Origin of the sequence: uncultured Devosia sp. (assembly GCF_913055165.1) — a bacterium.
Lineage (GTDB): Bacteria > Pseudomonadota > Alphaproteobacteria > Rhizobiales > Devosiaceae > Devosia.
On the sequence record NZ_CAJXJS010000012.1, the window covers coordinates 51345 to 73274 of the forward strand.

At 63.2% G+C, this 21930-nt stretch carries 21 protein-coding genes; 10 read left to right on the forward strand and 11 right to left on the reverse strand.

What is annotated here, in order from left to right; translation table 11 throughout:
• Positions 1 to 46: 46 nt before the first annotated feature.
• Together QZ564_RS06200 and QZ564_RS06205 are read right to left on the reverse strand one after the other, a co-directional pair.
• The gene (locus QZ564_RS06200; protein WP_297106374.1) at positions 47 to 1393 is read right to left on the reverse strand and encodes a sigma-54 dependent transcriptional regulator; all 1347 of its coding nucleotides are present in this window, start codon (positions 1391 to 1393) and stop codon (positions 47 to 49) included.
• A complete protein-coding gene (locus QZ564_RS06205) occupies positions 1390 to 3405 on the reverse strand; it encodes an ATP-binding protein (RefSeq protein WP_297106377.1) in 2016 nt (671 codons plus the stop codon). Before QZ564_RS06205 ends, QZ564_RS06200 begins: the two co-directional genes overlap by 4 nt.
• Before the next feature lie 191 nt (positions 3406 to 3596).
• On the opposite strand from QZ564_RS06205, the gene QZ564_RS06210 reads away from it, so the two are divergent.
• The 3 genes from QZ564_RS06210 (at position 3597) to QZ564_RS06220 (ending at position 6704) form a co-directional block, all read left to right on the forward strand.
• On the forward strand, positions 3597 to 4580 hold the full coding sequence (locus QZ564_RS06210) for a tripartite tricarboxylate transporter substrate-binding protein (protein WP_297106380.1): 984 nt from the start codon (positions 3597 to 3599) through the stop codon (positions 4578 to 4580).
• Positions 4581 to 4727: 147 nt separating this feature from the next.
• Positions 4728 to 5189 carry a tripartite tricarboxylate transporter TctB family protein gene (locus tag QZ564_RS06215; RefSeq protein WP_297106386.1) on the forward strand — a complete coding sequence of 154 codons (462 nt, stop codon included), beginning with the start codon at positions 4728 to 4730 and terminating at the stop codon, positions 5187 to 5189.
• Between the two features lie 9 nt (positions 5190 to 5198).
• Entirely contained in the window at positions 5199 to 6704 is a 1506-nt protein-coding gene (locus QZ564_RS06220) for a tripartite tricarboxylate transporter permease (protein ID WP_297106389.1), read from the forward strand.
• A 36-nt stretch (positions 6705 to 6740) separates the two neighbouring features.
• Here the strand turns inward: QZ564_RS06220 and QZ564_RS06225 are convergent, their stop codons facing one another.
• The 7 genes from QZ564_RS06225 to fgd all read right to left on the reverse strand — a co-directional run bounded on the left by QZ564_RS06225 (position 6741) and on the right by fgd (position 14055).
• The gene (locus QZ564_RS06225; RefSeq protein WP_297106392.1) at positions 6741 to 8024 is read right to left on the reverse strand and encodes an amidohydrolase family protein; all 1284 of its coding nucleotides are present in this window, start codon (positions 8022 to 8024) and stop codon (positions 6741 to 6743) included.
• A 289-nt stretch (positions 8025 to 8313) separates the two neighbouring features.
• A complete protein-coding gene (locus QZ564_RS06230; protein ID WP_297106396.1) occupies positions 8314 to 9318 on the reverse strand; it encodes a TIGR03842 family LLM class F420-dependent oxidoreductase in 1005 nt (334 codons plus the stop codon).
• An 86-nt stretch (positions 9319 to 9404) separates the two neighbouring features.
• Positions 9405 to 10196 carry an ABC transporter ATP-binding protein gene (locus QZ564_RS06235; RefSeq protein WP_297106399.1) on the reverse strand — a complete coding sequence of 264 codons (792 nt, stop codon included), beginning with the start codon at positions 10194 to 10196 and terminating at the stop codon, positions 9405 to 9407.
• Positions 10193 to 11194 (reverse strand): putative F420-0 ABC transporter permease subunit, encoded by a 1002-nt coding sequence (locus tag QZ564_RS06240; protein ID WP_297106402.1) that lies wholly within the window; start codon positions 11192 to 11194, stop codon positions 10193 to 10195. The genes QZ564_RS06235 and QZ564_RS06240 overlap by 4 nt, the downstream gene beginning before the upstream one ends.
• A gap of 106 nt (positions 11195 to 11300) precedes the next feature.
• Entirely contained in the window at positions 11301 to 12242 is a 942-nt protein-coding gene (locus QZ564_RS06245) for a putative F420-0 ABC transporter substrate-binding protein (protein ID WP_297106406.1), read from the reverse strand.
• A gap of 2 nt (positions 12243 to 12244) precedes the next feature.
• Entirely contained in the window at positions 12245 to 13057 is an 813-nt protein-coding gene (gene cofE, locus QZ564_RS06250) for a coenzyme F420-0:L-glutamate ligase (protein ID WP_297106408.1), read from the reverse strand.
• Positions 13054 to 14055: a glucose-6-phosphate dehydrogenase (coenzyme-F420) gene (fgd, locus tag QZ564_RS06255; RefSeq protein WP_297106411.1), complete on the reverse strand. Its 1002-nt coding sequence runs from the start codon at positions 14053 to 14055 to the stop codon at positions 13054 to 13056. Before fgd ends, cofE begins: the two co-directional genes overlap by 4 nt.
• Before the next feature lie 161 nt (positions 14056 to 14216).
• Here fgd and QZ564_RS06260 point away from each other — a divergent pair, with 161 nt between their 5' ends.
• The 5 genes from QZ564_RS06260 to QZ564_RS06280 all read left to right on the forward strand — a co-directional run bounded on the left by QZ564_RS06260 (position 14217) and on the right by QZ564_RS06280 (position 17585).
• Positions 14217 to 15167 carry a nucleoside hydrolase gene (locus tag QZ564_RS06260; protein ID WP_297106414.1) on the forward strand — a complete coding sequence of 317 codons (951 nt, stop codon included), beginning with the start codon at positions 14217 to 14219 and terminating at the stop codon, positions 15165 to 15167.
• Between the two features lie 93 nt (positions 15168 to 15260).
• Positions 15261 to 15695 (forward strand): hypothetical protein, encoded by a 435-nt coding sequence (locus QZ564_RS06265; RefSeq protein WP_297106417.1) that lies wholly within the window; start codon positions 15261 to 15263, stop codon positions 15693 to 15695.
• Between the two features lie 86 nt (positions 15696 to 15781).
• Positions 15782 to 16753 carry an acetylxylan esterase gene (locus QZ564_RS06270; RefSeq protein WP_297106421.1) on the forward strand — a complete coding sequence of 324 codons (972 nt, stop codon included), beginning with the start codon at positions 15782 to 15784 and terminating at the stop codon, positions 16751 to 16753.
• A 95-nt stretch (positions 16754 to 16848) separates the two neighbouring features.
• Positions 16849 to 17340 carry a ferritin-like domain-containing protein gene (locus QZ564_RS06275; protein ID WP_297106424.1) on the forward strand — a complete coding sequence of 164 codons (492 nt, stop codon included), beginning with the start codon at positions 16849 to 16851 and terminating at the stop codon, positions 17338 to 17340.
• Positions 17341 to 17363: 23 nt separating this feature from the next.
• Complete coding sequence (locus QZ564_RS06280; protein ID WP_297106427.1) at positions 17364 to 17585, forward strand: DUF2934 domain-containing protein; 222 nt, start codon at positions 17364 to 17366, stop codon at positions 17583 to 17585.
• Positions 17586 to 17884: 299 nt separating this feature from the next.
• Here the strand turns inward: QZ564_RS06280 and efp are convergent, their stop codons facing one another.
• Positions 17885 to 18454: an elongation factor P gene (gene efp, locus QZ564_RS06285; protein WP_297106430.1), complete on the reverse strand. Its 570-nt coding sequence runs from the start codon at positions 18452 to 18454 to the stop codon at positions 17885 to 17887.
• Positions 18455 to 18585: 131 nt separating this feature from the next.
• Here efp and epmA point away from each other — a divergent pair, with 131 nt between their 5' ends.
• Entirely contained in the window at positions 18586 to 19635 is a 1050-nt protein-coding gene (gene epmA / locus QZ564_RS06290) for an EF-P lysine aminoacylase EpmA (protein WP_297106432.1), read from the forward strand.
• Positions 19632 to 20660, forward strand: coding sequence for a lysine-2,3-aminomutase-like protein (locus QZ564_RS06295; RefSeq protein ID WP_297106435.1), 1029 nt, complete (start codon positions 19632 to 19634; stop codon positions 20658 to 20660). Before epmA ends, QZ564_RS06295 begins: the two co-directional genes overlap by 4 nt.
• A 67-nt stretch (positions 20661 to 20727) precedes the next feature.
• Here the strand turns inward: QZ564_RS06295 and fabV are convergent, their stop codons facing one another.
• On the reverse strand, positions 20728 to 21897 hold the full coding sequence (gene fabV / locus QZ564_RS06300; RefSeq protein WP_297106438.1) for an enoyl-ACP reductase FabV: 1170 nt from the start codon (positions 21895 to 21897) through the stop codon (positions 20728 to 20730).
• Positions 21898 to 21930 lie beyond the last annotated feature (33 nt).

The window sequence follows — 21930 nt, forward strand, 5'->3', positions numbered from 1 at the left end:
CCAGCAGGCCGTGGGGGTTTGAAGGCTGTTTCACCAAGGGATGCGACTAGCGCCGGACGCCGAGCCGGCTCATCTTTTCGCTTAGGGTTCGGCGCGGCACCTGCAGGGCCTCGGCGGCGGCGGCGATGGAATTGTCATGGCGGTCCAACTCAGCTTCGATCAGGTGCCGCTCATAGGCGGCGACGCGTTCCGCCAGGCTCGCGCCGGAAATTTGCGGGGTGCGTTGGCCCAGAATATCGCCGATGGAACGGCCTGTTGCCCCGAGGCCGAGGGCAAAGCGGTCGGCCGCCGCCTTGAGTTCACGCACATTGCCGGGCCAGCCATGGGCCAGAAGCGCATTGATGTCGGCGGGATGAAGGCCGGGCGCCGGGCGACCGAAGCGGCGAGAGGCTTCACCCAGAAAGTGGTGGAAGAGGATGACGCAGTCATCCCCGCGCTCGCGCAGGGGTGGCAGGTCCAGGGTCGCCATGTTCAGCCGGTAATAGAGGTCGGCGCGGAAGCGACCAGCCTGGCTCTCGGCGTTGAGATCGACCTTGGAGGCCGCAATGATGCGCAGGTCGAGCGGTATCTGCTTGTTGGAGCCGACGCGCTCGACGACGCGCTCCTGGATCACCCGCAGCACCTTGGCCTGCGCGAGCAGGGGCATGGATTCGATCTCATCGAGAAGCAGGGTGCCGCCATTGGCATATTCGAACTTGCCCACGCGCTGACCCGAAGCGCCGGTAAAGGCGCCTGATTCATGGCCAAACAGCTCGCTTTCGATCAGCTCAGCCGGAATGGCCGCACAGTTGACGGCGACAAAGGGTCCCTTGGCGCGCGGGGAGAAATCATGAAGACACCTGGCGACGACCTCCTTGCCGGTGCCGGTCTCTCCCAGAAGGATGAGGTCGGCCGGAATTGCGGCCAGCTCCAGTACTGATCGGCGGAGGTCCTGCATGACGGGCGAACTCCCCACCATGCGGGTGGCCAGTTCATTCTCGCCGCCATCGAGTCTTCGGCGCAGATCGGCGAGTTCCCGCTTCAGCCGCGCCTGCTCGGCGGCGCGCGTGATGGAGTTGACCAGCTGATCGGGCACATAAGGCTTTTGCAGAAAATCGAAGGCACCGGCGCGCATGGCCTCCACAGCCATGGGGACGTCGCCATGGCCAGTGATCAAAATGACTTCGGTGGGTAGGCCTCGCTCGGCTATCGAACGGAGGAGGTCGAGGCCAGAGAGGCCGGGCATGCGCACGTCGGTGAGGACGACATGAGGGTGGCTGTCGTCAATGGCGGCGATGGCCTGGGTCGCGTCGCTGGCCGTTGTGGTCTGAAAGCCGGACAGACGCAGCCATTGTTCGAGCGCGGTGCGCACCATGTCTTCGTCGTCAACGATGAGGACCGAGGGGGTGGTCATGCCTTTTGTTCCCGATTAGCCGTTTTTCCCTTTCCTCCTATGGAGGCAGGAGGATCGGCCGCCGGCCGAGACGTGTGAGAGGTTCCGCCCGCGTTACGGACCGGCGTGAAGATCGTGGTCCCCTCGTCCGCCCTTCGGGCACCGTCTCCCACAAGGGAAGAAGGCGAGATGCTGTTGGCATCCGCCAAAGGAAGCGTCACCACAAATGTGCTGCCCTGGCCCGGCTTGGAGCGCACTGTGATGGTGCCGCCACTGTCGCGAATGAGGCCATAAGAGATGGCGAGGCCCAAGCCCAGGCCCTTGCCCGCCGGCTTGGTGGTGTAGAACGGGTCGAACAGATTGGACATGTCGGCAGGCGCAATGCCCATACCGGTATCGGCAATGGCAATGCTGGCCGTTGCGTTCTGGTGGCTGACACCTATCGAGAGCACCCGCATGGGCGCGTCCTGCATGGCATCTGCGGCATTGGCGATTAGGTTGATCAGCACCTGTTCCAGATGCACCGGATGGGCTGAGACCCGTATCGGGGGGCGGGGACGGCGATATTCCACGTCGACACCGACCTGCCGCAGGCGGTGGTCGGTCAAATCCAGGGCGTTGGCGATCGCCACGCCGATATCGGCCTCCTGGTTGGCCTGCGTCTCCTTGCGCGAGAAGGTCTTGAGATGCCCGGTTAGGCTCGAGAGGCGTTCGGCCACCTTGTCCATGGCCGACAGAACCGGACCCAGCTCGGTGCCGCCGCGACGTTGTTCGAGCAGGCGGGCGCTGGCCAGATGGGTCGCAAGGGCTGCGACCGGCTGGCTCACCTCATGGGCGACGCCAGCCAGAGCCTGGCCGAGGCTGGCCATTTTGGCGGCCTGGACCAGCCCCTGCTGTGCCTCGCGTTCGGCCCGTTCAGCACGGACGCGCTCGGCGATTTCGGCGCGCAGCTGTTCATTGATGGTGTGCAGATCTTCGGTGCGCTCGGCCACGCGCTGTTCGAGCTGATTGTGATCGGCCAGACGCTGGGCGACGAGGCGCCGACGCTGTTCGAACAGGACGACAATGAGAATGAGCGCGGCACAGGCCAGGGCAGCTGCCATGGCCATTGTGATCGCGCTCGCATAAAGCGGCGCCAGCGGCGTGAAGGCCAGAATGCTCCAGCCATGCTTTGGCAGGCGCAACTCCTGCAGCATGAAATAGCCCGCGGTTTCCGGATCGGTACCGGCCAGAAGGGCGAACTCGGCGCCGCGCGATTGCCAGCGATCGGCCATGATACCGGTATTGTCGATGCCATTTTCGCCATAACGCTGCTGCCCAGCAATGGCAGAGACCTGGGACAGGGGAATGGGCTGCAGCGGCCGATCGCGCCAGTCCGGCCGGGTGGAGAGGATAACCACGTCGTTGATATCGACAATGCCGATCAGCTCGCCCGAGCGCCACCAGGCCGCTTCGATCTCACCCAAATTGATCTTGGTGACGGCGACTCCCAGCGGACCGTCGGGGCCATCAACGCGCTGAGACAGAAACAGCCCCGGCACATTGGTGGAAATGCCGAAGGCATAGTATTCGGCGCGGCCGCGCGCCATGGCGTCGGCGAAATAGGGCCGGAAGGAATAATTGGTGCCCACAAGGCTAGTCAGGGTCCACCAATTGCTGGCGGCGACCACGCTGCCGGTATCTTCCATGAGGAAGATTTCGCTGGCGCCCGCAGTTTCGTTGAGCTGGCTGAGAAAGCCATTGGCGGCTTCGATGGCGGCCGGGTCGCTGGGGTTGTCGAGTGCGGCGCGGGTTTCGCGGGCCTGAGAGATGGCAACCGGCAGGTAGTGGAAACGCTCGATGATCGCCTCAAGGGTCCGGTCAAACAGGGCAAGGCGCCGCTGGGCCTGGGTTTCGGCGTCCCGCATGGCAGCGGTCAGGGTGAGTTCGAAGGCGACCCAGAAGACCAGCAGCACAACTGCAAGACCGGCGGCAATGGCAGGAATGTGCCGTCGCCCCGTCCAGCGTCGCAATGTGGTGCCAAAGCTTGCCATGATGCTCCTGCTGGCAGAATTTTGCCGGGACCCTGCCTGATCATCGGCAAGTTCTTGCCAATCCAGTTAACATGATCTCCGACAATTGCATATCTGCCTTGCGTTTTTGCGTTGGCACGGAGCTTGCAAAGGGTGGGGCGAACCCCGGGAGGATTTCGGGGTCACGCAGTTTGGGAGGATAAACACAGATCATGAAGACCATTCTCAAGACGCTCGCCTTTGGCCTTGCCGCCGGTTCCAGCCTGGTTTCGGTGGCCGCGATGGCCCAGGACTACCCCACGCAACCGGTGACGATCGTGGTGCCGTTCTCGGCTGGGGGCCCGACCGACACCGTTACGCGCCTGGTGGCCGCGGCGATGAGCGAAGAGCTTGGCCAGCAGGTGGTGGTGCAGAATGTCGGTGGAGCCGGCGGGACGCTGGGGGCCGGGCAGGTGGCCGCGGCGCCCAATGACGGCTACACGCTGCTGCTGCACCATATCGGCATGTCCACCGCGCCCGCGCTTTATGCCAGCCTGCCTTATGCGCCCATGGAAGATTTTGCGCCGATCGGCCTGGTTACCGAGGTGCCGATGACCATCGTGGCCCGCAAGGATTTCGAGCCGGCTTCGCTGGAAGACCTGATCGCCTACATCAAGGAAAACGGCGAGAACATCACCTACGCCAACGCCGGTATCGGCGCGGCCAGCCAGCTGTGCGGCATGCTGTTCATGGATGCGCTGGACACCAAGATGACCGAAGTGCCCTATCAGGGAACGGGACCGGCGATGACCGACCTGCTCGGCGGGCAGATCGACATGATGTGTGACCAGACCACCAACACGACCAGCCAGATCCAGGCCGGTGAAATCAAGGCCTATGCCGTAACGACTCCCTCGCGCATTGCCGTGCTGCCGGATGTGCCGACCATGGCCGAGGGTGGGGTGGAGAACTTCGAGCTGGCCATCTGGCACGGTCTCTATGCCCCGGCAGGAACCGATCCGGCGATCATTGACCGGTTGAGCCAGGCGCTGCAGGCGGCCCTTGCCGATGAGACGGTGGGCAACAGCTTTGCCGAGCTGGGGACCTATCCGGTTCCTGCCGATCTGGCCACGCCTGCTGCGCTGGCCGAGAAGCTGGAAGGCCAGATCGGCCTTTGGGCCGAGGTGATCGCTGCTGCCGGCGTCTCGGCGCAGTAAGTAAGTGCGAGCGCCGCGGCAGGAGCTGCGGCGCTCAACTGTCCGGACTATCCACGCATGCGATGCGCACCCTCCCCGTCAAAGGGGGAGGTGTCGTTTCGGTGGGTTGGACGAGATCTGTGGCACTACGGGATTTGGGGGAGAGGCATGGCACTCAACGCGTCAAAGAACGATCTGGCATCGGGGGCGATTTTCGTGGCCTTCGGCGCCTATTTTGCGCTGGAGGCGATGCGATACGAATTCGGCACGCCCTTCCGCATGGGCCCCGGCTTCATGCCCATCGTGCTCGGCGGTATCCTGGTTGCCCTGGGGATTGCGGTCGCCGCCAAGGGGATTGGCAAGCCTGACGAGGAGGCAGCGCCGCCCTGGCCGTGGCGCGGCATCGCGCTCGTCCTGGGCACGGTGCTGTTCTTTGCCGCGACCATCCGGGGGCTTGGTTTCATCCCGGTGGTGCTGATCTCCGGCTTCGTGACGGCCATGTCGTCGGTCAAGAACAATCTGGTTTCGGCCCTGATCATCTCCGTGGGCCTGTGTGTGCTGTGCCTGCTGATCTTTGTGGTCGGGCTGGGCATGATCGTGCCGCTGGTCGGCCCCTGGCTGCGCTTCTAGGAGGGCCGGATGGACCTGTTTTCTTCAATCTCGCTGGGTTTCTCGGTCGCCCTGGATCCCTTCAACATCCTGTATTGCTTTGTCGGTGTGCTGCTCGGCACGCTGGTGGGCGTGCTGCCGGGCATCGGTCCGACTGCGACCATCGCCATGCTCCTGCCGATCACCTTTTCGCTCAATGCGGAGACGGCGCTGATCATGCTGGCGGGCATCTATTATGGCGCCCAATATGGCGGGTCGACCACGGCGATCCTGATCAACCTGCCCGGCGAAAGCTCGGCCGCCGTCACCGCCATTGACGGCTACCAGATGGCCCGTCAGGGCCGTGCAGGTCCGGCGCTGGCGGCGGCGGCAATCGGCTCCTTCTTTGCCGGATCGGTGGCGACCTTCCTCCTCGCCGCATTTGCGCCGCCGCTGGCGCGGGCCGCCCTCAATTTCGGCGCGCCGGAATATTTCTCGCTGATCGTGCTGGGTCTCTTGGTTTCCATTGCCCTGGCGCATGGCTCGATCCTCAAAGCGCTCGGCATGATCGTGCTCGGGCTGCTGCTGGGCATGGTGGGGCAGGATATCTATACGGGCACGCCGCGCTTCACCTTCGGGCTCCGGGAATTGTTCGGCGGGCTCAATTTCGTTGCCGTGGCAGTGGGCGTGTTTGGCGTCGCGGAAATCCTGCGCAATCTCGAAAACGAGCACGAGCGGGAAGTCGGCGTGAAGGCGGTCAAGAACCTGTGGCTGACACGCGATGACATCCGCCGCATCATCATGCCGGTGCTGCGGGGTACGGGCCTGGGGTCCATTCTGGGTATCCTGCCGGGTGGCGGGCATATCCTTTCGGCGTTCGCCTCCTATTCGGCGGAAAAGCGGTTGTCGAAGAACCCAGAGGAGTTCGGCAAGGGCGCCATCGAGGGCGTGGCGGGGCCGGAATCGGCCAATAATGCGGCCGCTCAGACCTCGTTCATTCCGCTGATGACGCTGGGCATTCCCGCCCATCCGGTGATGGCGCTGATGATCGGGGCGTTCATCCTGCAAGGGATCACGCCGGGACCCAATGTCATCAACGAACAGCCAGCGCTGTTCTGGGGTATCATCGCCTCTATGTGGATCGGCAATCTGCTGCTCGTCATCCTCAACCTGCCGCTGGTGGGGCTGTGGGTGAAGATGCTCTCGATCCCCTATCGCGTGCTGTTCCCGGCGATCGTGCTGTTCGCCTGTATCGGCACCTTTTCGATCAACCAGAACGTCTATGACATCTATGCGATCGCCTTCTTTGGCATTGTTGGCTACCTGCTCATCCGCTTCGGCTGCGAACCGGCGCCACTACTGCTCGGTTTCGTGCTGGGGCCGCTGCTGGAAGAGCATTTGCGGCGGGCGATGATCATCTCGCGCGGTGATCCGATGATCTTCATCGAACGGCCGATCTCGGCGACCTTGCTGGCCATGGCGCTGGCAGCGGTGATTGTGGCGGTACTGCCATCGATCCGCAGGAAACGGGCCGAAGTCTTCGTGGAAGAGGACTGAGTTAAAGCGGCCGGCTCCCTGAGCCGGCTGCATTGTCTAGCGCGGGCCTGTTCTGGATGCGTCAAGGCTTGCGGGCCGTCCCGGCAGGTCGAGTGTGCTTTCCCGGCGCGGCGCCGAAGCGATGACCTTGCCGGACTTGATGACAGCGAGGCGCGCGGCTTTTAGCCGGATGGCTTCGATCGGGTCGGCGGCCTGGAGCAGGACCATGTCGGCCTTGTTTCCAACCGCGATGCCATAGCCGTCCAGATGCATGATTTTTGCCGGGCCGCTGGTGATGAGCTCAAAGCACTGTCGCATGGCCTCGCGGCTGGTCATCTGACCCACATGCAGACCCATTGAGGCGACTTCGAGCATGTCGGCCTGCCCCAGGGAATACCAGGGGTCCATGACGCAGTCGTGGCCGAAGGCGCAGGTGATGCCATAGGTCAGCATTTCGGGGATGCGGGTCATGCCGCGGCGCTTGGGATAGGTATCGTGGCGACCCTGGATGCCGATATTGATCAGCGGATTGGCGGTGGCGCTGACCCCGGCCTCGGCCATCAGCGGCAGGAGCTTGGACACATAGTAATTGTCCATGGAGTGCATGGAGGTGAGGTGTGAGCCGTTGACCCGGCCATTGAGGCCGATGCGCTGGGTTTCATAGGCCAGCGTCTCGATGTGACGGGACAGCGGATCGTCGGTTTCGTCGCAGTGCAGATCGACGAGCAGGCCGCGCTTTTCGGCGATTTCGCAGAGGGCTTTCACGCTGGCTGCACCATCGGCCATGGTGCGCTCGAAATGGGGGATGCCGCCGACGACGTCCACACCCATGTCGAGGGCGCGGTTGAGAAGATCGATTGCACCGGGGTAGCGATAATAGCCATCCTGCGGGAAGGCGACCAGTTGTAGGTCGATATAGGGCGCGACCCGTTTCTTGACTTCGAGCAGGGCCTCGACGCCGAGGAGGCGGGTGTCGCAGATGTCGACATGGCTGCGGATGGCAAGCAGGCCTTGCGACACGGCGAGATCGCAATAGGCCAGTGCCCGCTCGATGACCGCATCCTGGGTCAGGAGCGGCTTCAGTTCCCCCCATATCTGGATGCCCTCGAGCAGGAGGCCGCTTTCATTGTAGCGGGGCAGGCCGAGCGAGAGGGTTGCGTCCATATGGAAGTGGCAATCGACGAAAGGCGGTGAAACGAGTTGGCCGCCAGCGTCGATTGTCTGGCCGGCCTCACCAGCCAGCTTGGGCTCCAGCGCAGCGATGCGCCCCTGGCGGATGCCGATGTCCAAGCCGGTTCGGCCGTCGGGCAGGGTGGCATTGGTGAGCTTGAGGTCGAACATTTCCGGTCTCGTACAGCTTGTTTGCGGTTCCTGCGTCTCCCTCCCCCTTGTGGGGAGGGATCAAGGGTGGGGGTGCAGTGGTTCGATGTCTGCGGGAGCCCAGACCCCCACCCAGCTTCGCTACGGCCTGATGGCCAAGCTGCGCTACCCTCCCCACAAGGGGGAGGGAGACGATGAACACTGGCACTAAGCACTTTCCATCCCTCCCCTTGTTGGGAGGGGTTGAGGGCCGGGTGAGCCCAAATAAAGGTATCAAAGCAAAAGGCGCGCTCTGTGGCGCGCCTCGGGATTATTTGCGGAAGGCGGGAATGACATGCCGCCCGTAATTGGCGATGATTTCTTCCTCGTCGCCGCTGTCGAGATAGATGTTGAACTGGGTGACACCGGCCGCTTCCAGCTCATGCAGCTTGTTGATGTGGTCCTCGGGCTCGCCGAGCACACAGAAGCTCTCCACCACATCATCGGTGATGAAATCGAGATAGGGATTATCGGCCTGGCCGTGCTTGGAATAGTCGTAGCCCCGGCGCTTTTCGATATAGCTGGTGAGGCTCGATGGCACTTTGTCGCTATCGGCGCCGTATTTCTCGACAATATCGGCCACGTGATTGCCCACCATGGCGGGGAACCATTTCACATGCTCGATGGCGCGCTTCTTGTCGCCGAAATAGGCCGGGGCGGCGGCCATGGAGCGGAAGTTCGACATATCCTTGCCGACGGCCTTGCCGGCCTCAATGCACTGGTCGGTGAACCATTTGCAAAGGCCCGGATCGGCGATCTGCAACACGACACCTTCGGCATGCTCACCGGCAGTCTTCAATGCCAGTGGGCCATAGGCGGCGATCCAGCTGGGCATTTCGTGGCCGACGGCCCAGGGAAACTTCACGGCAGCGGGGATTTCGCCATAGGTGACTTCTTCCCCGCGCACCATGGCCTTGGTCTTGTCGATGAATTCGGCAACGCGCTTGAGGGTCGCCGGCTTCTTGCCCATGACGCGCATGGAGCTGTCACCACGGCCCACGGCAAGGTCGAAACGGCCACCGGATTGCTTGGAAAGCGAACCGAAGATGGAGGCAGCGACCGACCAGTCGCGCACATCCGGATTGGTGACCAAGGGGCCGAAGCGCATGTCGGTGGTGTGTTCCATGCACATGGCGATGGCCGCGTAGCAATCGCGCCAGAGAATGTGGCTGTCATAGAACCAGCAATAGGAGAAGCCGGCATATTCGGCGGCGCGCACGAGGTAGCGGGCGCGCTCGTGTTCGATAAACCCCTTGAAGGTGATGCCGAATTCCATATTGTTCCCCTGCGCTCCTGTGGCCCGGAAATTTGACCAGTCGATCAAATTTTTGAGTGTCCGAGGCACGAATGTCAATCGGGTATTTACGTCGCGGACCCGGGGATTGCGCTGTCATAGACGATTGTGGGTGGTCCGCCGGTTTCATCGGACAGCAGCCGGGCGGCAACCCCATAGACGTCCCGCAGCAGGGTGGGATTGAGAATATCGGGCGGTGTACCGGAGGCGGCGAGCCGCCCCTGCGAGAGGACCACCAGATGGTCGCAGAACCGGGCGGCCAGATTTAGATCGTGCAGTGCGATGAGCACTGTGACGCCCGCATCGGCTTTCCTGCGCAGCAGGGTCAGGAGCTGCAATTGGGCCTGAATATCGAGATGGCTGGTCGGTTCGTCCAGCAAGAGCAGGCGCGGCTGCTGGGCCAGAGCCCGGGCAAGCTGGACGCGCTGCTGTTCGCCGCCTGAAAGGGTAGCGAAGCGCCGCCTGGCGAAGCTGGCGACTCCGGCCTCCTGCATCGCCCGGGCGATGATGTCCGCATCTTCCGGGCTGGGTGCCGCCTGCCAGGCCGCCTCGAACGGAATGCGCCCGAGCGCCACCACATCCTGGACCGTGAGGCGTTCCTCGGTCGAGGCGGATTGTTCGACATAGGCCAGCATGCGGGCGCGGGCGCGGCGCGACATATTGGGAAGATCATGCCCGTCAAAGGTGATGCGCCCCTCGGCGGGTAACAGGCCCAGCATTGCCGCGAGCAGCGTCGATTTGCCGGCACCATTGGGGCCAAGCAGGCCGGTGATGCGGCCGGAAGGGGCCGCCATGCTCACATCGGTAAGGATGGGCCTGCCGGATTTCTGCACTGAAAGTCCGGTGATCAACAGGCTCATGTGATCCTCCTGTAGCGCAGCAGGACAAGGAGGAATACCGGCGCGCCGATCAGGGCCGTGATGACGCCGACCGGCAGTTCACGCGGATCAAAGAGCGTGCGAGCGGCTGTGTCTGTCCACAGCATGAAGATGGCGCCGGCCAGCATGGCATGGGGCAGAAGTTTGCGGTGGCCCGATCCTACGGCGAGGCGAACTGCATGGGGAACCACTAGGCCGACAAAGCCGATGGCGCCGCCAATGGCCACCATGATGCCGGTGAGCAGGGCCGTGGCGCCCAGCAGCGTCCAGCGCAAACGTGGAACATCGATGCCCAGGCTCGCAGCGGCGGTATCGCCGAAGGCGAAGGCATCAAGAGCGCGGCCATTGGCCAGGATGAGGGGGGCGCAGAGCAGGAGCACGGCCGCCGCCAGGGCCGCGTCGGCCCATAGCGAGCCGGACAAGGACCCCATCAGCCAGCTGAGGATTTCCCGATAGCTGTCGCCGGTTGCCGACCAGAAGATGAGGAAAGAGGTTGCGGCAGACGCCAGGGCCGAGATGCAGATGCCGGTCAGGATGGCACGGCTGGGAGTCGCGCCGCCCAGAAGGGTGGCGATGACAAGGGCAAGGGCCAGTGCGCCCAGGCTGCCCAAAAAGGCGCCGAGCGGCATCAGCAAGGCCAGGCCGAGGAGCAGGAAGGTGACGGCGCCCAGCGCCGCACCGGAGGAGAGGCCCAGAAGATAGGGATCGGCGAGGGGATTGCGTGTGATCGCCTGCATCACCGTGCCGGAGAGGGCAAGGCCTGCGCCCACGCCCAGCGCGGTCAGTACACGCGGCAGGCGCAGTTCCCAGACAATGGCATCGCGCAGGCGGGAGACCGGGCTTTCAGGGAAAAGGCCGAGATGGTGGAGGATGACAGACCAGACCTCGTTGGGCGTGATGTCGGCAGGCCCGAGGGTGACAGCGACCACGGCGCTGAGGAGGGTGAGGGCCAAGAGAGCGAGGAAGGAGAAGCGGGTCATGAGGTGCCGTTACCCCCACCTGTGGTCCCTCCCCACACCACGGCTCGGCCCAGCGCCTCCCTCCCCTTGATGGGGAGGGAATGGGGGTGGGGCAACCTGGGTCGTTTCATTCCGCGAAGGTCAACCGCTTCAGCTGCTCGGCCATGTCGGCGGTGGCGGGCACATTGCGCACGCCGGCTTCGGCTGCGGGAAAGGGGATGATGAGGTAGCGCTTGTTGACGACAGCATCGAGCTGGCTGGTGATGGGGTTTTCGGCCAGCAGGGTCTTTTTCTGTTCGGCCGAGTTCCACACGGCATCAACCAGCACGATGACGTCGGGATTGGCATCGACAATGGCTTCCCAACTGGCCGAGGTCCAGCCTTCCTCAACATTGTCGTAGATGTTTTCGAGGCCAAGCGCTTCCATGATCATGGCGGGGGGGTTGTGCCCGGCGCCGACATAGGGGGTCTTGGTGCCAGAGGAGTACCAGAGGGCAGTGAGCCCGCGCGGGTCAGGCTGGATCGCCGACAAGGTGGCGCGTTGTTCTGCAATGAGCCGGTATGCGGCATCCTCGGCATCGAAAATCATCCCCATCTCCTCGATTTCGGCGAAGAGCTGATCGAAGCTGAGCTTGGCGGGCTTGATCGAGCGGCAGGCAGCGGGGGCGACGTAGGTGGCCACCCCCAGATTGGCTAGCGTTGGGCGTTCGCCGGCGCCGTCAGCGGCAAAATTGCTCTCCCAGCCGCCATAGATGAAGTCGGGTTCGACCTCGAGCACCACTTCCTGGCTGGGCAGCTTGTCGGACAGGACCGGAATGCCGGCCCCGCCGAGGGCCAGGTGTGGCGGCAGGGGGCCGTCCTGAAAGCCGACACCGACGATGTGATCGCCGAGGCCCAATGAGAGCAGGAGTTCGGTGGCCGTGGATTTGATGGTGACGACGCGTTCGGGTGGCGCTTCGATCGTTACGGTGAACCCGCAATTGTCGAGGGTCAGCGGATAGGTGGTGGCCGCCTGGGCCGGGAGTGCCAGCAGGGGCAAAATGAACGTGAGTTGACCGAGGTGACGCATGGTCAGTCCTGCTTCTGCTTTTTTCTGGAGTTGATTTCGGCCAGCGCAGCTTCATAGCCGAGCCGGTAGGCCTCAGCAGTGCCGAAGCGGAACATGTCATCATCGCCTGTGCGAGCCAGGGTGCGGGCACCGGGGGCATCGAGGGTCTGCACGAAGCGGCCGAGACCACGCACCACCGCCACTGGGATGCCGGTGGTCTTGCCCTTGACCAGATCCGCGGCGCCCGCGATCTCATCAGCGATGACCGCCTGGGTCACGTGCAGGGGGCGGCCATTGGCGTCGTTTTCACCGCGCAGATCGTCGGTCAATTGCATGCCCGCGGCACCGATGGCCATATCGGTCTGTCCAATCCGCCAGGCGCGCCCGATGGTGTCGGTGATGATGACGCCGATGTCGACACCGAAACACTCACGCAGGCCGATGCAAAGCGCGCGAGCGGAGGCATCGGGATCGGCAGGGAGGCGCAGAGCCGTGCCTTCGGGCACGTTGGACATGTCGATGCCGGCCGCGGCCATGACGAGGCCCTGCCGCGTCTCGACGATGCGGAAGGTGCCACCGGGATGCACGCGCTCGGCCACCACGCGGACTGTGTCGGCGGCGATGGCTTTCTCGCGATCGGCGGCGGGCACCTGCATGCCCTCGGCCTTGGAGACGATTTTCGAAGTGATGACGAGAATGTCGCCGGGCTGGAGAGCGGTGCCGGAGTCGGTCTTTGCCTGCGCCTCGATGGCGGTTGTGATGAGGGCGACGAGGTCGTCGCCGGGCTGGATTTCGGGAATGCCGGGGACACCCCAGACGGAAAAGCGCGGGGTCATCCGATCACTTTCCGCAGCCTTGGCAGAATCTCTTTTGCATAGAGCGCCAGGAACCGGCTCTGGTCAGTCCCTGGCGCATGGAAGACCAGGTGGTCGAAGCCATAGTCGATATAGGTCTTGATCTGCGCAACATGCTCATCGGGGTCGGAGGAAACGATCCAGCGCCTGGCGACGCGCTCGATGGGCAAGGCATCGGCCAGGCGCTCCATTTCCTCGGGATCCTTGACCGAGTGCTTTTCCTCGGCGGAGAGCGACAATGCGGCCCAGTTGCGGGTGTCGTTCAGGGCGCGGTCGGGGTCGGTATCGAAGGACACCTTGACCTCGATCATGCGCTCGAAGGGCTTGCCTGACAGCGTGCTCTCGGCGCGGCCCGCCGCCACATTGGGCAGAAGCTGGTCGACATAGAGTTCAGCGCCCTTGCCCGAGGTGCAGATGAAGCCATCCCCGGCGCGACCGGCATATTTGGCGTTGAGCGGGCCGCCGGCAGCAATGTAGATCGGCACCGGTTCGGCGGGCTTGTCATAGATGGTGGCGTTGACGGTCTTGTAGTATTCGCCCTCGAAGCTGACGCGATCCTGGGTCCAGAGTTGGCGGATCAGCCGGACGGCCTCGCGCAGGCGGGCCGAGCGTTCCTTGAGTTCGGGCCATTCAATGCCAGTGGCCGGGACCTCGTTCAGCCCCTCGCCAGTGCCGACCCCCAGGATGACGCGGCCGGGAAACATGGCGCCCATGGTGCCGAAGGCATGTGCGACCACCGTGGGGTGGAGGCGGAAGGTCGGCGTGAGCACGGAGGTGCCCAGAACGATCCTTTCGGTGCGGGCCAGAACGGCTGACATCCAGCCTGGCGCAAAGGGGGCATGTCCATCCGTGTGCTTCCAAGGCTGGAAGTGATCGGATACGAAGACCGAATCGAAACCAGCCTGTTCGGCCTCGACCGCGAAGCGCAGCAGATCATTGGGCGCAAACTGTTCGGCCGAGGCCTTATATCCAAAGCGCATGGGTCCCTCCGGTGCTTCGGTCGATTTTTGATCGTTTGGTCAAAAATGATCGATAGTCAAGCCGCTTCATGTTAGAGCATCGCAGCGACAACAGAACAACAATGGGCTAGAGCCTAGCGCCTGCCGCGGTTGCGGCGGGCCTGATGGAAGTGAATGAGACGATGAAAGTTATTTTTGATACCGATCCGGGCATCGACGATGCCATGGCGCTGCTCTATCTGAGCAAGCTGCCGAAGATCGATCTGCTCGGGGTGACAACGGTGGTGGGCAATGCCGATATCGCCACCACGACCCGCAATGCCCTGTTTCTCAAGCAGCGCTTCGGGCTCTCGGCGCCGGTGGTGCGCGGGGCGGGACGAACCCTGGACGGGGTGGACAAGGCCGAGCCGGTGATCGTGCATGGGGTCAACGGGCTGGGCGAGATCGACATTCCCGCCATCGACGACAGCGATCTGCATCCGGCCGAGGCCAGCCAGTTCATCATCGACACGCTGAAGGCGCATCCGGGCGAGGTGACCCTGATCGCAGTCGGGCGGATGACCAATCTGGCGCTGGCGCTGCGCGCGGAGCCGGACGTGGCTCGGCTGGGCAAGCAGGTCGTGATCATGGGCGGTGCGTTCGGCTATCAGGGGCGGAGCGGCAATATCACCCCGGCGGCCGAGGCCAATATTTTCGGCGATCCGGTGGCGGCCGACGAAATCTTCGCAGCTGAATGGCCGGTTGCCGTGGTCGGACTTGATGTAACGCATGACATCATTCTTGACACCGACTATCTCGCCCTGCTGTCGCAGGAAGTGGGCGAGAATGGCGCGTTGCTGTCTCAGATGTGCGAGCACTATGCCCGCTTCTATCGGGAGATCATGGGCCTGTCCGGTGTCGTGGGCCATGATCTGCTGGCTGTGACCTATGCGCTCCATCCAGAGTGGTTCGAGACCCGCCGCGGACCGGTGCTGGTGCAGCGCGATGGCATTGCGGTTGGCCAGACGATCCAGATGCCGGAGACACGAAAAGGTGGTCATCCGGACTGGGCGAATCGACCGCCGCAGACCGTCTGTATCGGGGTCGATGCGTCAAAAGTGCTGGCCCATTACCGAGAAACGGTCAGTCGATAGACTCTGTCATCGATAACAGTGGGTTCGCGGCCAATTTGGCCATTGTCGCGCAGGGCGTTTTGCCTAAATATTTCCCCCGATGGGGGAAATACGGTGACGCGACACGACCGTTCCTATGGTTTTTATGAAGGCGTTCAACGCGGGTTCGCGCTGGATGACGCTGTCGCGTTCCGACGCCTGATGCTGGACATTTACGGTAATCGCTGTGCCGTAACCGGCAAGGTTTTTCCTCCTGACGAAGCCGCCAATGAGCTGGAGGTCTTCCTGTTCCAGCCGCTCGGACATGGGGGCCCGATGGCTCCCGGAAACGCCATTGTTGTAGAGGCGGTTGTCGCCGGATTGCTCGAGAAGGGTCATATCCTGGTCAATGACGCCTATTGCGCCTATACCGCGCATCCCGAAATCGTACCCGACATGGTCGAGCCCGGCGATGCGCAGGGCCGCAATATGGCACTGCCCGACAATGTCTCGCTATGGCCGGAACTGACGATGGTGGGCTACCATCGTAGCCTGTTCCGGGCTCAGTGATCGGTGCGCAAATAACGCTGCGGGCTGGATAATCCGGTTCTTAAGGGGCAGATTGGCGCGGTCAAACCACGTCAATCGGACCCGACATGCCTTTTCCCGATATCGTTCATCCCGCCCTCGATCTCTACGAGAGCGCAGTCACGCTGCCTGATGACTTCGGCACCTTCTGGCAAACGACGTTGTCAGAGGCACGCGGGCTTGGTGGCGACCCCGTGCTGGAGCCGGCGGCGACCACGCTCAAGCTGGTCGAGGTCTTCGACGTGACCTTTCCTGGATTTGGCGGGCATCCGGTCAAGGGCTGGCTGGTGTTGCCCCGGGACCGGGAAGGGCGGTTGCCGCTTGTCGTGCAATATGTGGGCTATGGGGGCGGGCGCGGTTTTCCGCATGAGCAATTGCATTGGGCCGCCTCGGGCTTTGCCTATTTCCGCATGGATACGCGCGGCCAGGGCAGCGGCTGGAGCACCGGCGCCACGGCGGACCCGGTCGGCTCGACCGGCCAGATTCCCGGCGTGATGACCAAGGGCGTCCTTAACCGGGAAGACTATTATTACCGGCGCCTGTTCACCGACGGCGTGCGGGCGATCGACGCGCTCATCGGGCAGGATTTCGTTGATGCGGATCGTGTCGCGGTTTGTGGTGGCTCGCAGGGAGGCGGCATCGCCTTGGCCGTGGCCGGCATCGATGAGCGCGTCAAGGCGGTGATGCCGGACGTGCCGTTTCTGTGCGACTTTCCCCGCGCGGTGCGGGTGGCGGCGCGCGATCCCTATGGCGAGATTGTGCGCTACCTCGCCCAGCACCGGGACAAGAAGGAGCGGGTGTTCGAAACCCTGCGCTACTTCGATGGGGTCAATTTTGCCAGCCAGAGCCGGGCGGCGGCGCTGTTTTCGGTGGCATTGATGGATGACATCTGCCCGCCTTCGACGGTCTACGGTGCCTACAAGGCCTTTGCTGGAACGGACAAAAGCATTGTCGAATATGAGTTCAACAATCACGAAGGCGGCGGCCCCTTCCAGGATCGGGAGCAGATGGCGTGGTTGTGCGAACGGTTCGGCGCCTAGCCTCAACAAGTGATCGGGCCGTGCCGGAACTTCGGTGCGGTCGCGCCGTTCTCCGGCCAGCGTCATCATCTCATTCAGAACTGGAGCTGAAGACAATGGCCGAAAAGCAACTGGACGATCTCTTCCTCGATACCCTCAAGGACATCTACTACGCCGAACGCCAGATCCTGAAGGCCCTGCCCAAGATGGCCAAGGCGGCCACTTCGGAAGACCTCAAGGCCGGTTTCGAGCAGCACCGGGCGGAGACCGAAGGCCAGGTCGAGCGCCTCGAGAAGGTGTTCGAACTGCTCGGCAAGAGCCCGCGCGGCAAGACCTGCGACGCCATTCTCGGCATTATCGAGGAAGGCAAGGAAATCATGGAAGAGTTTAAGGGTACACCGGCACTGGACGCCGGCCTGGTGTCGGCGGCACAGGCAGTCGAGCACTATGAAATCGCCCGCTACGGCACCTTGGCCACCTGGGCCAAGCAGCTTGGCCATACCGAGGCTATGAACCTCTTCCTCGAGACCCTCAAGGAAGAAGAGGCGACCGACGAGAAGCTGACCAAGCTGGCCAAGACGGCGGTGAATTTGAAGGCCGCTGCCTGACGGCATCTGCGCCGGGCGCAGCCATGCACAAGAATACGGCCGTGGCCGAGCAGATCCGCCGGACCGCCTATTTCCTGTGGGAACAGGATGGGCGGCCGGAGGGGCAGGCCATGGCCTATTGGCTGCGCGCCAAGCAGGCGCTCATCCGCCAGGTTGCTTATGACAGATGGCTGGCCGGCGGAGCGCCGCCCGACCGGTCCGAGCTGTTCTGGACGGAGGCCGAGCGAAACCTCGACGAGAAATGACAACGGGCCCAGAGGGCCCGTTTTGCATTGTGATTGTTGATGCACTGGGCCCAGCGGGCCTGACCTGCTCAGAACTCCCCACTGGGGAGTTTTGTCGGCGCGAAGCGGTGTCCGCCTTTCGAGCATAGCTCTCAAGGCCTGATGACCTCAAATCTCCCCACTGGGGAGATTTTTGCCGCGCGAAGCGCAGTATTATTGTGCCTGTTGTCTGAGGCAGGGCCCTGCGAGCGTAGCTCTCCGGGCCTGATCGCCTAAAAACGCCCCACCGGGGCGTTTTTGTTGCCGTAGGCACCCAGCGATCAGTCCTTCGCGCGCTCGACGTAGGAATTGTCTTCGGTGAGGATGACGATGCGGGTGCCGGCATCGATGTGCGGCGGGACCATGACGCGCAGGCCGTTGTTGAGCACAGCGGGCTTGTAGGACGAGGACGCCGTCTGGCCCTTGACCACCGGCTCGGTCTCGACGATCTCGAAGGTCATGCGCTGGGGCAGTTCCATGGAGAGGGCAATGCCCTCATGGGTCATGAGGTGAACCTTCATGCCGTCGCTGAGATAGGCCTTCTGGTCGCCCACGACATCGTCCGAGACCGTGATCTGTTCGTAGGTCGAGGGCTCCATGAAGTGGTGGCCTTCGCCGTCGGAATAGAGATAGTCATATTCGCGATCATCCACGTCGGCCTTCTCGACCATTTCCACGGTGCGCCAGCGGCCGATGACCTTCACGCCGTCGGAGATGCGGCGCATGGTGACGTTGGTCACCGAGTTGCCCTTACCGGGGTGAACGTTTTCGGCAGTGAGAATGACGTGGAGGTTGCCGTCCTGCTCGACGACATTGCCTTTGCGCAGGGACGAGGCGATGACCTTGACCATATTTCTTCCTTGTTCGTGTCGCTGGCGCGGGCTAGAGGCAGGGCCGTCCGGGCGCCGGAATTCGCTTTTGTGGTGCGCCCGATACAATATTCCGCGCTCATTAGCCAGTCCGGACGGCAAGAAACCCGAGCATGAGAGCTTCTGACACATCGCCCTGGTGGCATCCCGAGCGGCATATGTATCGCCGGCCCGCCCTTCTGGCGCGCGCGCGGATCGATGCAGTGGTGCGCCAGTGGATGGCCGAGCGCGACTTCCTCGTGGTCGATCCGCCGGGGCTGCAGCGCTCGCCGGGCAATGAGACGCATCTGCATGCCTTCGACACGACGATGATCGGCAATGACGGGCTCGGGCAGGACATGTATCTGCACACCTCGCCCGAGTTCACCATGAAAAAGCTGCTGGCCGCCGGGGAAACGCGCATTGCTAGCCTGCAGCATGTCTGGCGCAATCGCGAGCGCAGCGCGCTGCACCATCCCGAATTCACCATGCTCGAATGGTATCGGGCGGGGGAACCATACGAGACGATTATCGCCGATACGTTGGCCGTCATCCGGCTGGCGGCTGAGAGCACCGGTATTGCACAATTCACCTTTCGCGACCGCGTTTGCGATCCGCTTGCCGAAGCGGAGCGGATCAGTGTGGCTGAAGCGTTTGAACGCTATGCAGGCATTGAGCTTCTGGCGACGATGGACAGCAATGGTGTGCCCGATGATGCGGGGTTGGCCGCGCAGATGGAAGGCCTTGGCATGGCGCTGCCGGAGGACCGGCGCTGGAGTTACCTGTTCACCCATGTGCTGGTCGAAAAGGTCGAGCCGCAATTGGGCAATGGGCGGGTCACCGTGCTGGACCGCTATCCTGCGTGCGAGGCGGCGCTGGCGCGGCGTGTGCCCGGGGATGCGCGGGTGTCCGAGCGTTTCGAGGTTTATGCCTGCGGTGTCGAATTGGCCAATGGCTTTGGCGAATTGACCGATGCGGCCGAACAGCGGGCGCGGTTCGAAGCGGAGATGGAAGAGAAGCAGCGCATTTATGGCGAGCGCTATCCGGTGGACGAAGATTTTCTTGCCGCGCTCGATTTCATGCCTGAGGCGAGCGGGGTGGCTCTGGGCTTTGACCGGCTGGTGATGCTGGCTACGGGCGCGCAGCGGATCGAGGCGGTGCTGTGGGCGCCGGTGGCGGAATGAGTGCCATCAAGACGGTCGACGGCCTCGTCGCTGCCGGGCTGGTTCAGCTCAGCAACAATCTCTCCGCCGTTGCGGAAAGATACGCCATCGGCATTACCCCCGCCGTCCTCGACCTCATTGATCCGAACGACCCGGACGATCCGATCGCCCGCCAGTTTGTGCCGACGACCAAGGAACTGGTGACGACCCCCGAGGAACGTGCTGACCCCATCGGCGACCTCACCCATTCGCCGGTGGAAGGCATTGTGCATCGCTATCCCGACCGGGTGCTCTTGAAGGCCGTGCATGTCTGTCCGGTCTATTGCCGGTTCTGCTTCCGCAGGGAAATGGTTGGACCGCAGGGTCTGGGGACGTTGACCGGCCCGGAGCTGGATGCAGCCATGGCCTATATCGCTGCCCACACGGAAATCTGGGAGGTTATCCTGACCGGCGGCGATCCGCTGGTCCTCTCGCCGCGGCGATTGCGGGCGCTGATGGAGCGGCTCGCCGGAATTGAGCATGTCAGGATCGTGCGCTTCCATACACGGGTGCCGGTGGTCGAGCCGGAGCGGATCGATGGCGAGATGGTGGCGGCGCTGACCGCCAGCGGCAAGACCACCTATCTGGCGGTACATGCCAATCATCCGCGCGAGCTGACCGATGCGGCGAAAGCCGGGTTCGAGCGGATGCTTGCCGGCGGGATTGCTCTGATCAGCCAGACAGTCCTGCTTAGGGGCGTCAATGATGATGTCGAGACATTGGCCAACCTGATGCGCGGCTTCGTCGAAAACCGGATCAAGCCCTATTACCTGCACCACCCCGACCTGGCGCCGGGGACGGGGCATTTCCGGGTGAGCATCGCGGAAGGGCAGGCGCTAGTGAGCGCGCTACGGGGCCGGATTTCGGGGCTGTGCCAGCCGGTCTATGTGCTCGATATCCCGGGGGGATATGGCAAGGCCGACATCGGCGCCGGGTCGATCACCGGGTCGGATGGATGCTTTACCGTGCGCGACTGGCAGGGCGGGGAACACGAGTATCGGGAGTAGGGTGCGGCTCACCCCCACCCTTAATCCCTCGCCTTAATGGGGAGGAATTGAGGGTGGGGTGATGGCCTTAGTCCACCACGCGCGGGTCGACGTCCTTGGAATAGTCTACGCCGCCGACGGCGAAGCCGAAGAGCTTCATGAATTCCTCGCGGTATTTCGGCAGGTCGGCGAGGTCGGCGAGATTTTCGGTGTTCAGCACGGCCCAGCGTTTTTTTAATTCGGCCTGCATGGCGGGGGACAGTTCCCAATCATCGACGCGAATGCGATTGTCGTCATCCAGGACCAGGGTACCCTGCAGCTTGTCGCGGAAGAGGCGGTCGATCTGCTGGATCGGCCCTTCGCCCAGGCCCATTTCGTCCTCGACCTTGATCAGCAGCGTGCCATAGAGCGGCACGACCGGAATGGCGGAACTGGCCTGGGTGACCACGGCCTTGAGGGCAACCACATGGGCGGCACTCTCGCCATGGGCGGCGCGGATGGCGGCGGCGGCGCGGTCGAGATCGGCCTTGGCCTTGCCCAGCGTACCCTTGTGGTAGATGGGCCATGTCAGCTCGGAGCCGAGATAGGTGTAGTTGAGGCTGGTGAAGCCATCGGCCAACACGCCCGCGTCGGAGAGTGCAGCGATCCAGAGTTCCCAATCTTCGCCACCCATGACCTTGACGGTGGCGGCGGCTTCTTCCTCGGTGGCCGGTTCGACAGTGACTTCGGAGACTTCCCCGGTGCCGGTATTGAGCGTCTTGGAGGTGACCTGGCTGCCATAGGGCTTGATGGCCGAGCGATAGGTGACGCCGTCCTTGGGGTCTGTGCGGACAGGAGAGGCCAGCGAATAGACGATCAGGTCGACCTGGCCCAGGGTTTCCTTGATGGCCTGAACCGTCTGGGCCTTCACCTCGTCCGAGAAGGCATCACCCTCGATGGTGACGGCTTTCGAACCGGCGGCGCGGGCGCGGTTTTCGAAGGCGCGGTTATTGTACCAGCCGGCGGAGGCGGGCTTGGTTTCGCCCGGTTCGCGCTCGAAGGATACGCCGACCGTATCGGCGCCCGAGCCGAAGGTGGTGACGATGCGCGAGGCGAGGCCATAGCCGGTCGAGCAGCCCAGCACGAGGACGCGCTTGCGCTCGGAGGGGATGGGTCCCTTGATCACGACATGATCGATCTGGCGCTGCACATTGGTGGCGCAGCCAGTGGGATGAGCGGTGGTGCAGATGAAGCCGCGGATCTTGGGTTCGATGATCATGGGATTTTCTCCTCAGTTTGACCAAGGCAATAG

Coding starts and splice junctions, on each gene's coding strand:
- QZ564_RS06225 (WP_297106392.1), bottom strand. CDS start 8,024: ATGTTCGACCTCAAGCTCACCAATGCCACCCTGCCCGACGGCCGAACC.
- QZ564_RS06205 (WP_297106377.1), bottom strand. CDS start 3,405: ATGGCAAGCTTTGGCACCACATTGCGACGCTGGACGGGGCGACGGCAC.
- QZ564_RS06280 (WP_297106427.1), top strand. CDS start 17,364: ATGCACAAGAATACGGCCGTGGCCGAGCAGATCCGCCGGACCGCCTAT.
- QZ564_RS06275 (WP_297106424.1), top strand. CDS start 16,849: ATGGCCGAAAAGCAACTGGACGATCTCTTCCTCGATACCCTCAAGGAC.
- epmA (WP_297106432.1), top strand. CDS start 18,586: ATGAGAGCTTCTGACACATCGCCCTGGTGGCATCCCGAGCGGCATATG.
- QZ564_RS06260 (WP_297106414.1), top strand. CDS start 14,217: ATGAAAGTTATTTTTGATACCGATCCGGGCATCGACGATGCCATGGCG.
- QZ564_RS06235 (WP_297106399.1), bottom strand. CDS start 10,196: ATGAGCCTGTTGATCACCGGACTTTCAGTGCAGAAATCCGGCAGGCCC.
- QZ564_RS06245 (WP_297106406.1), bottom strand. CDS start 12,242: ATGCGTCACCTCGGTCAACTCACGTTCATTTTGCCCCTGCTGGCACTC.
- fgd (WP_297106411.1), bottom strand. CDS start 14,055: ATGCGCTTTGGATATAAGGCCTCGGCCGAACAGTTTGCGCCCAATGAT.
- QZ564_RS06230 (WP_297106396.1), bottom strand. CDS start 9,318: ATGGAATTCGGCATCACCTTCAAGGGGTTTATCGAACACGAGCGCGCC.
- QZ564_RS06210 (WP_297106380.1), top strand. CDS start 3,597: ATGAAGACCATTCTCAAGACGCTCGCCTTTGGCCTTGCCGCCGGTTCC.
- efp (WP_297106430.1), bottom strand. CDS start 18,454: ATGGTCAAGGTCATCGCCTCGTCCCTGCGCAAAGGCAATGTCGTCGAG.
- QZ564_RS06270 (WP_297106421.1), top strand. CDS start 15,782: ATGCCTTTTCCCGATATCGTTCATCCCGCCCTCGATCTCTACGAGAGC.
- cofE (WP_297106408.1), bottom strand. CDS start 13,057: ATGACCCCGCGCTTTTCCGTCTGGGGTGTCCCCGGCATTCCCGAAATC.
- QZ564_RS06220 (WP_297106389.1), top strand. CDS start 5,199: ATGGACCTGTTTTCTTCAATCTCGCTGGGTTTCTCGGTCGCCCTGGAT.
- QZ564_RS06240 (WP_297106402.1), bottom strand. CDS start 11,194: ATGACCCGCTTCTCCTTCCTCGCTCTCTTGGCCCTCACCCTCCTCAGC.
- QZ564_RS06295 (WP_297106435.1), top strand. CDS start 19,632: ATGAGTGCCATCAAGACGGTCGACGGCCTCGTCGCTGCCGGGCTGGTT.
- QZ564_RS06200 (WP_297106374.1), bottom strand. CDS start 1,393: ATGACCACCCCCTCGGTCCTCATCGTTGACGACGAAGACATGGTGCGC.
- QZ564_RS06215 (WP_297106386.1), top strand. CDS start 4,728: ATGGCACTCAACGCGTCAAAGAACGATCTGGCATCGGGGGCGATTTTC.
- fabV (WP_297106438.1), bottom strand. CDS start 21,897: ATGATCATCGAACCCAAGATCCGCGGCTTCATCTGCACCACCGCTCAT.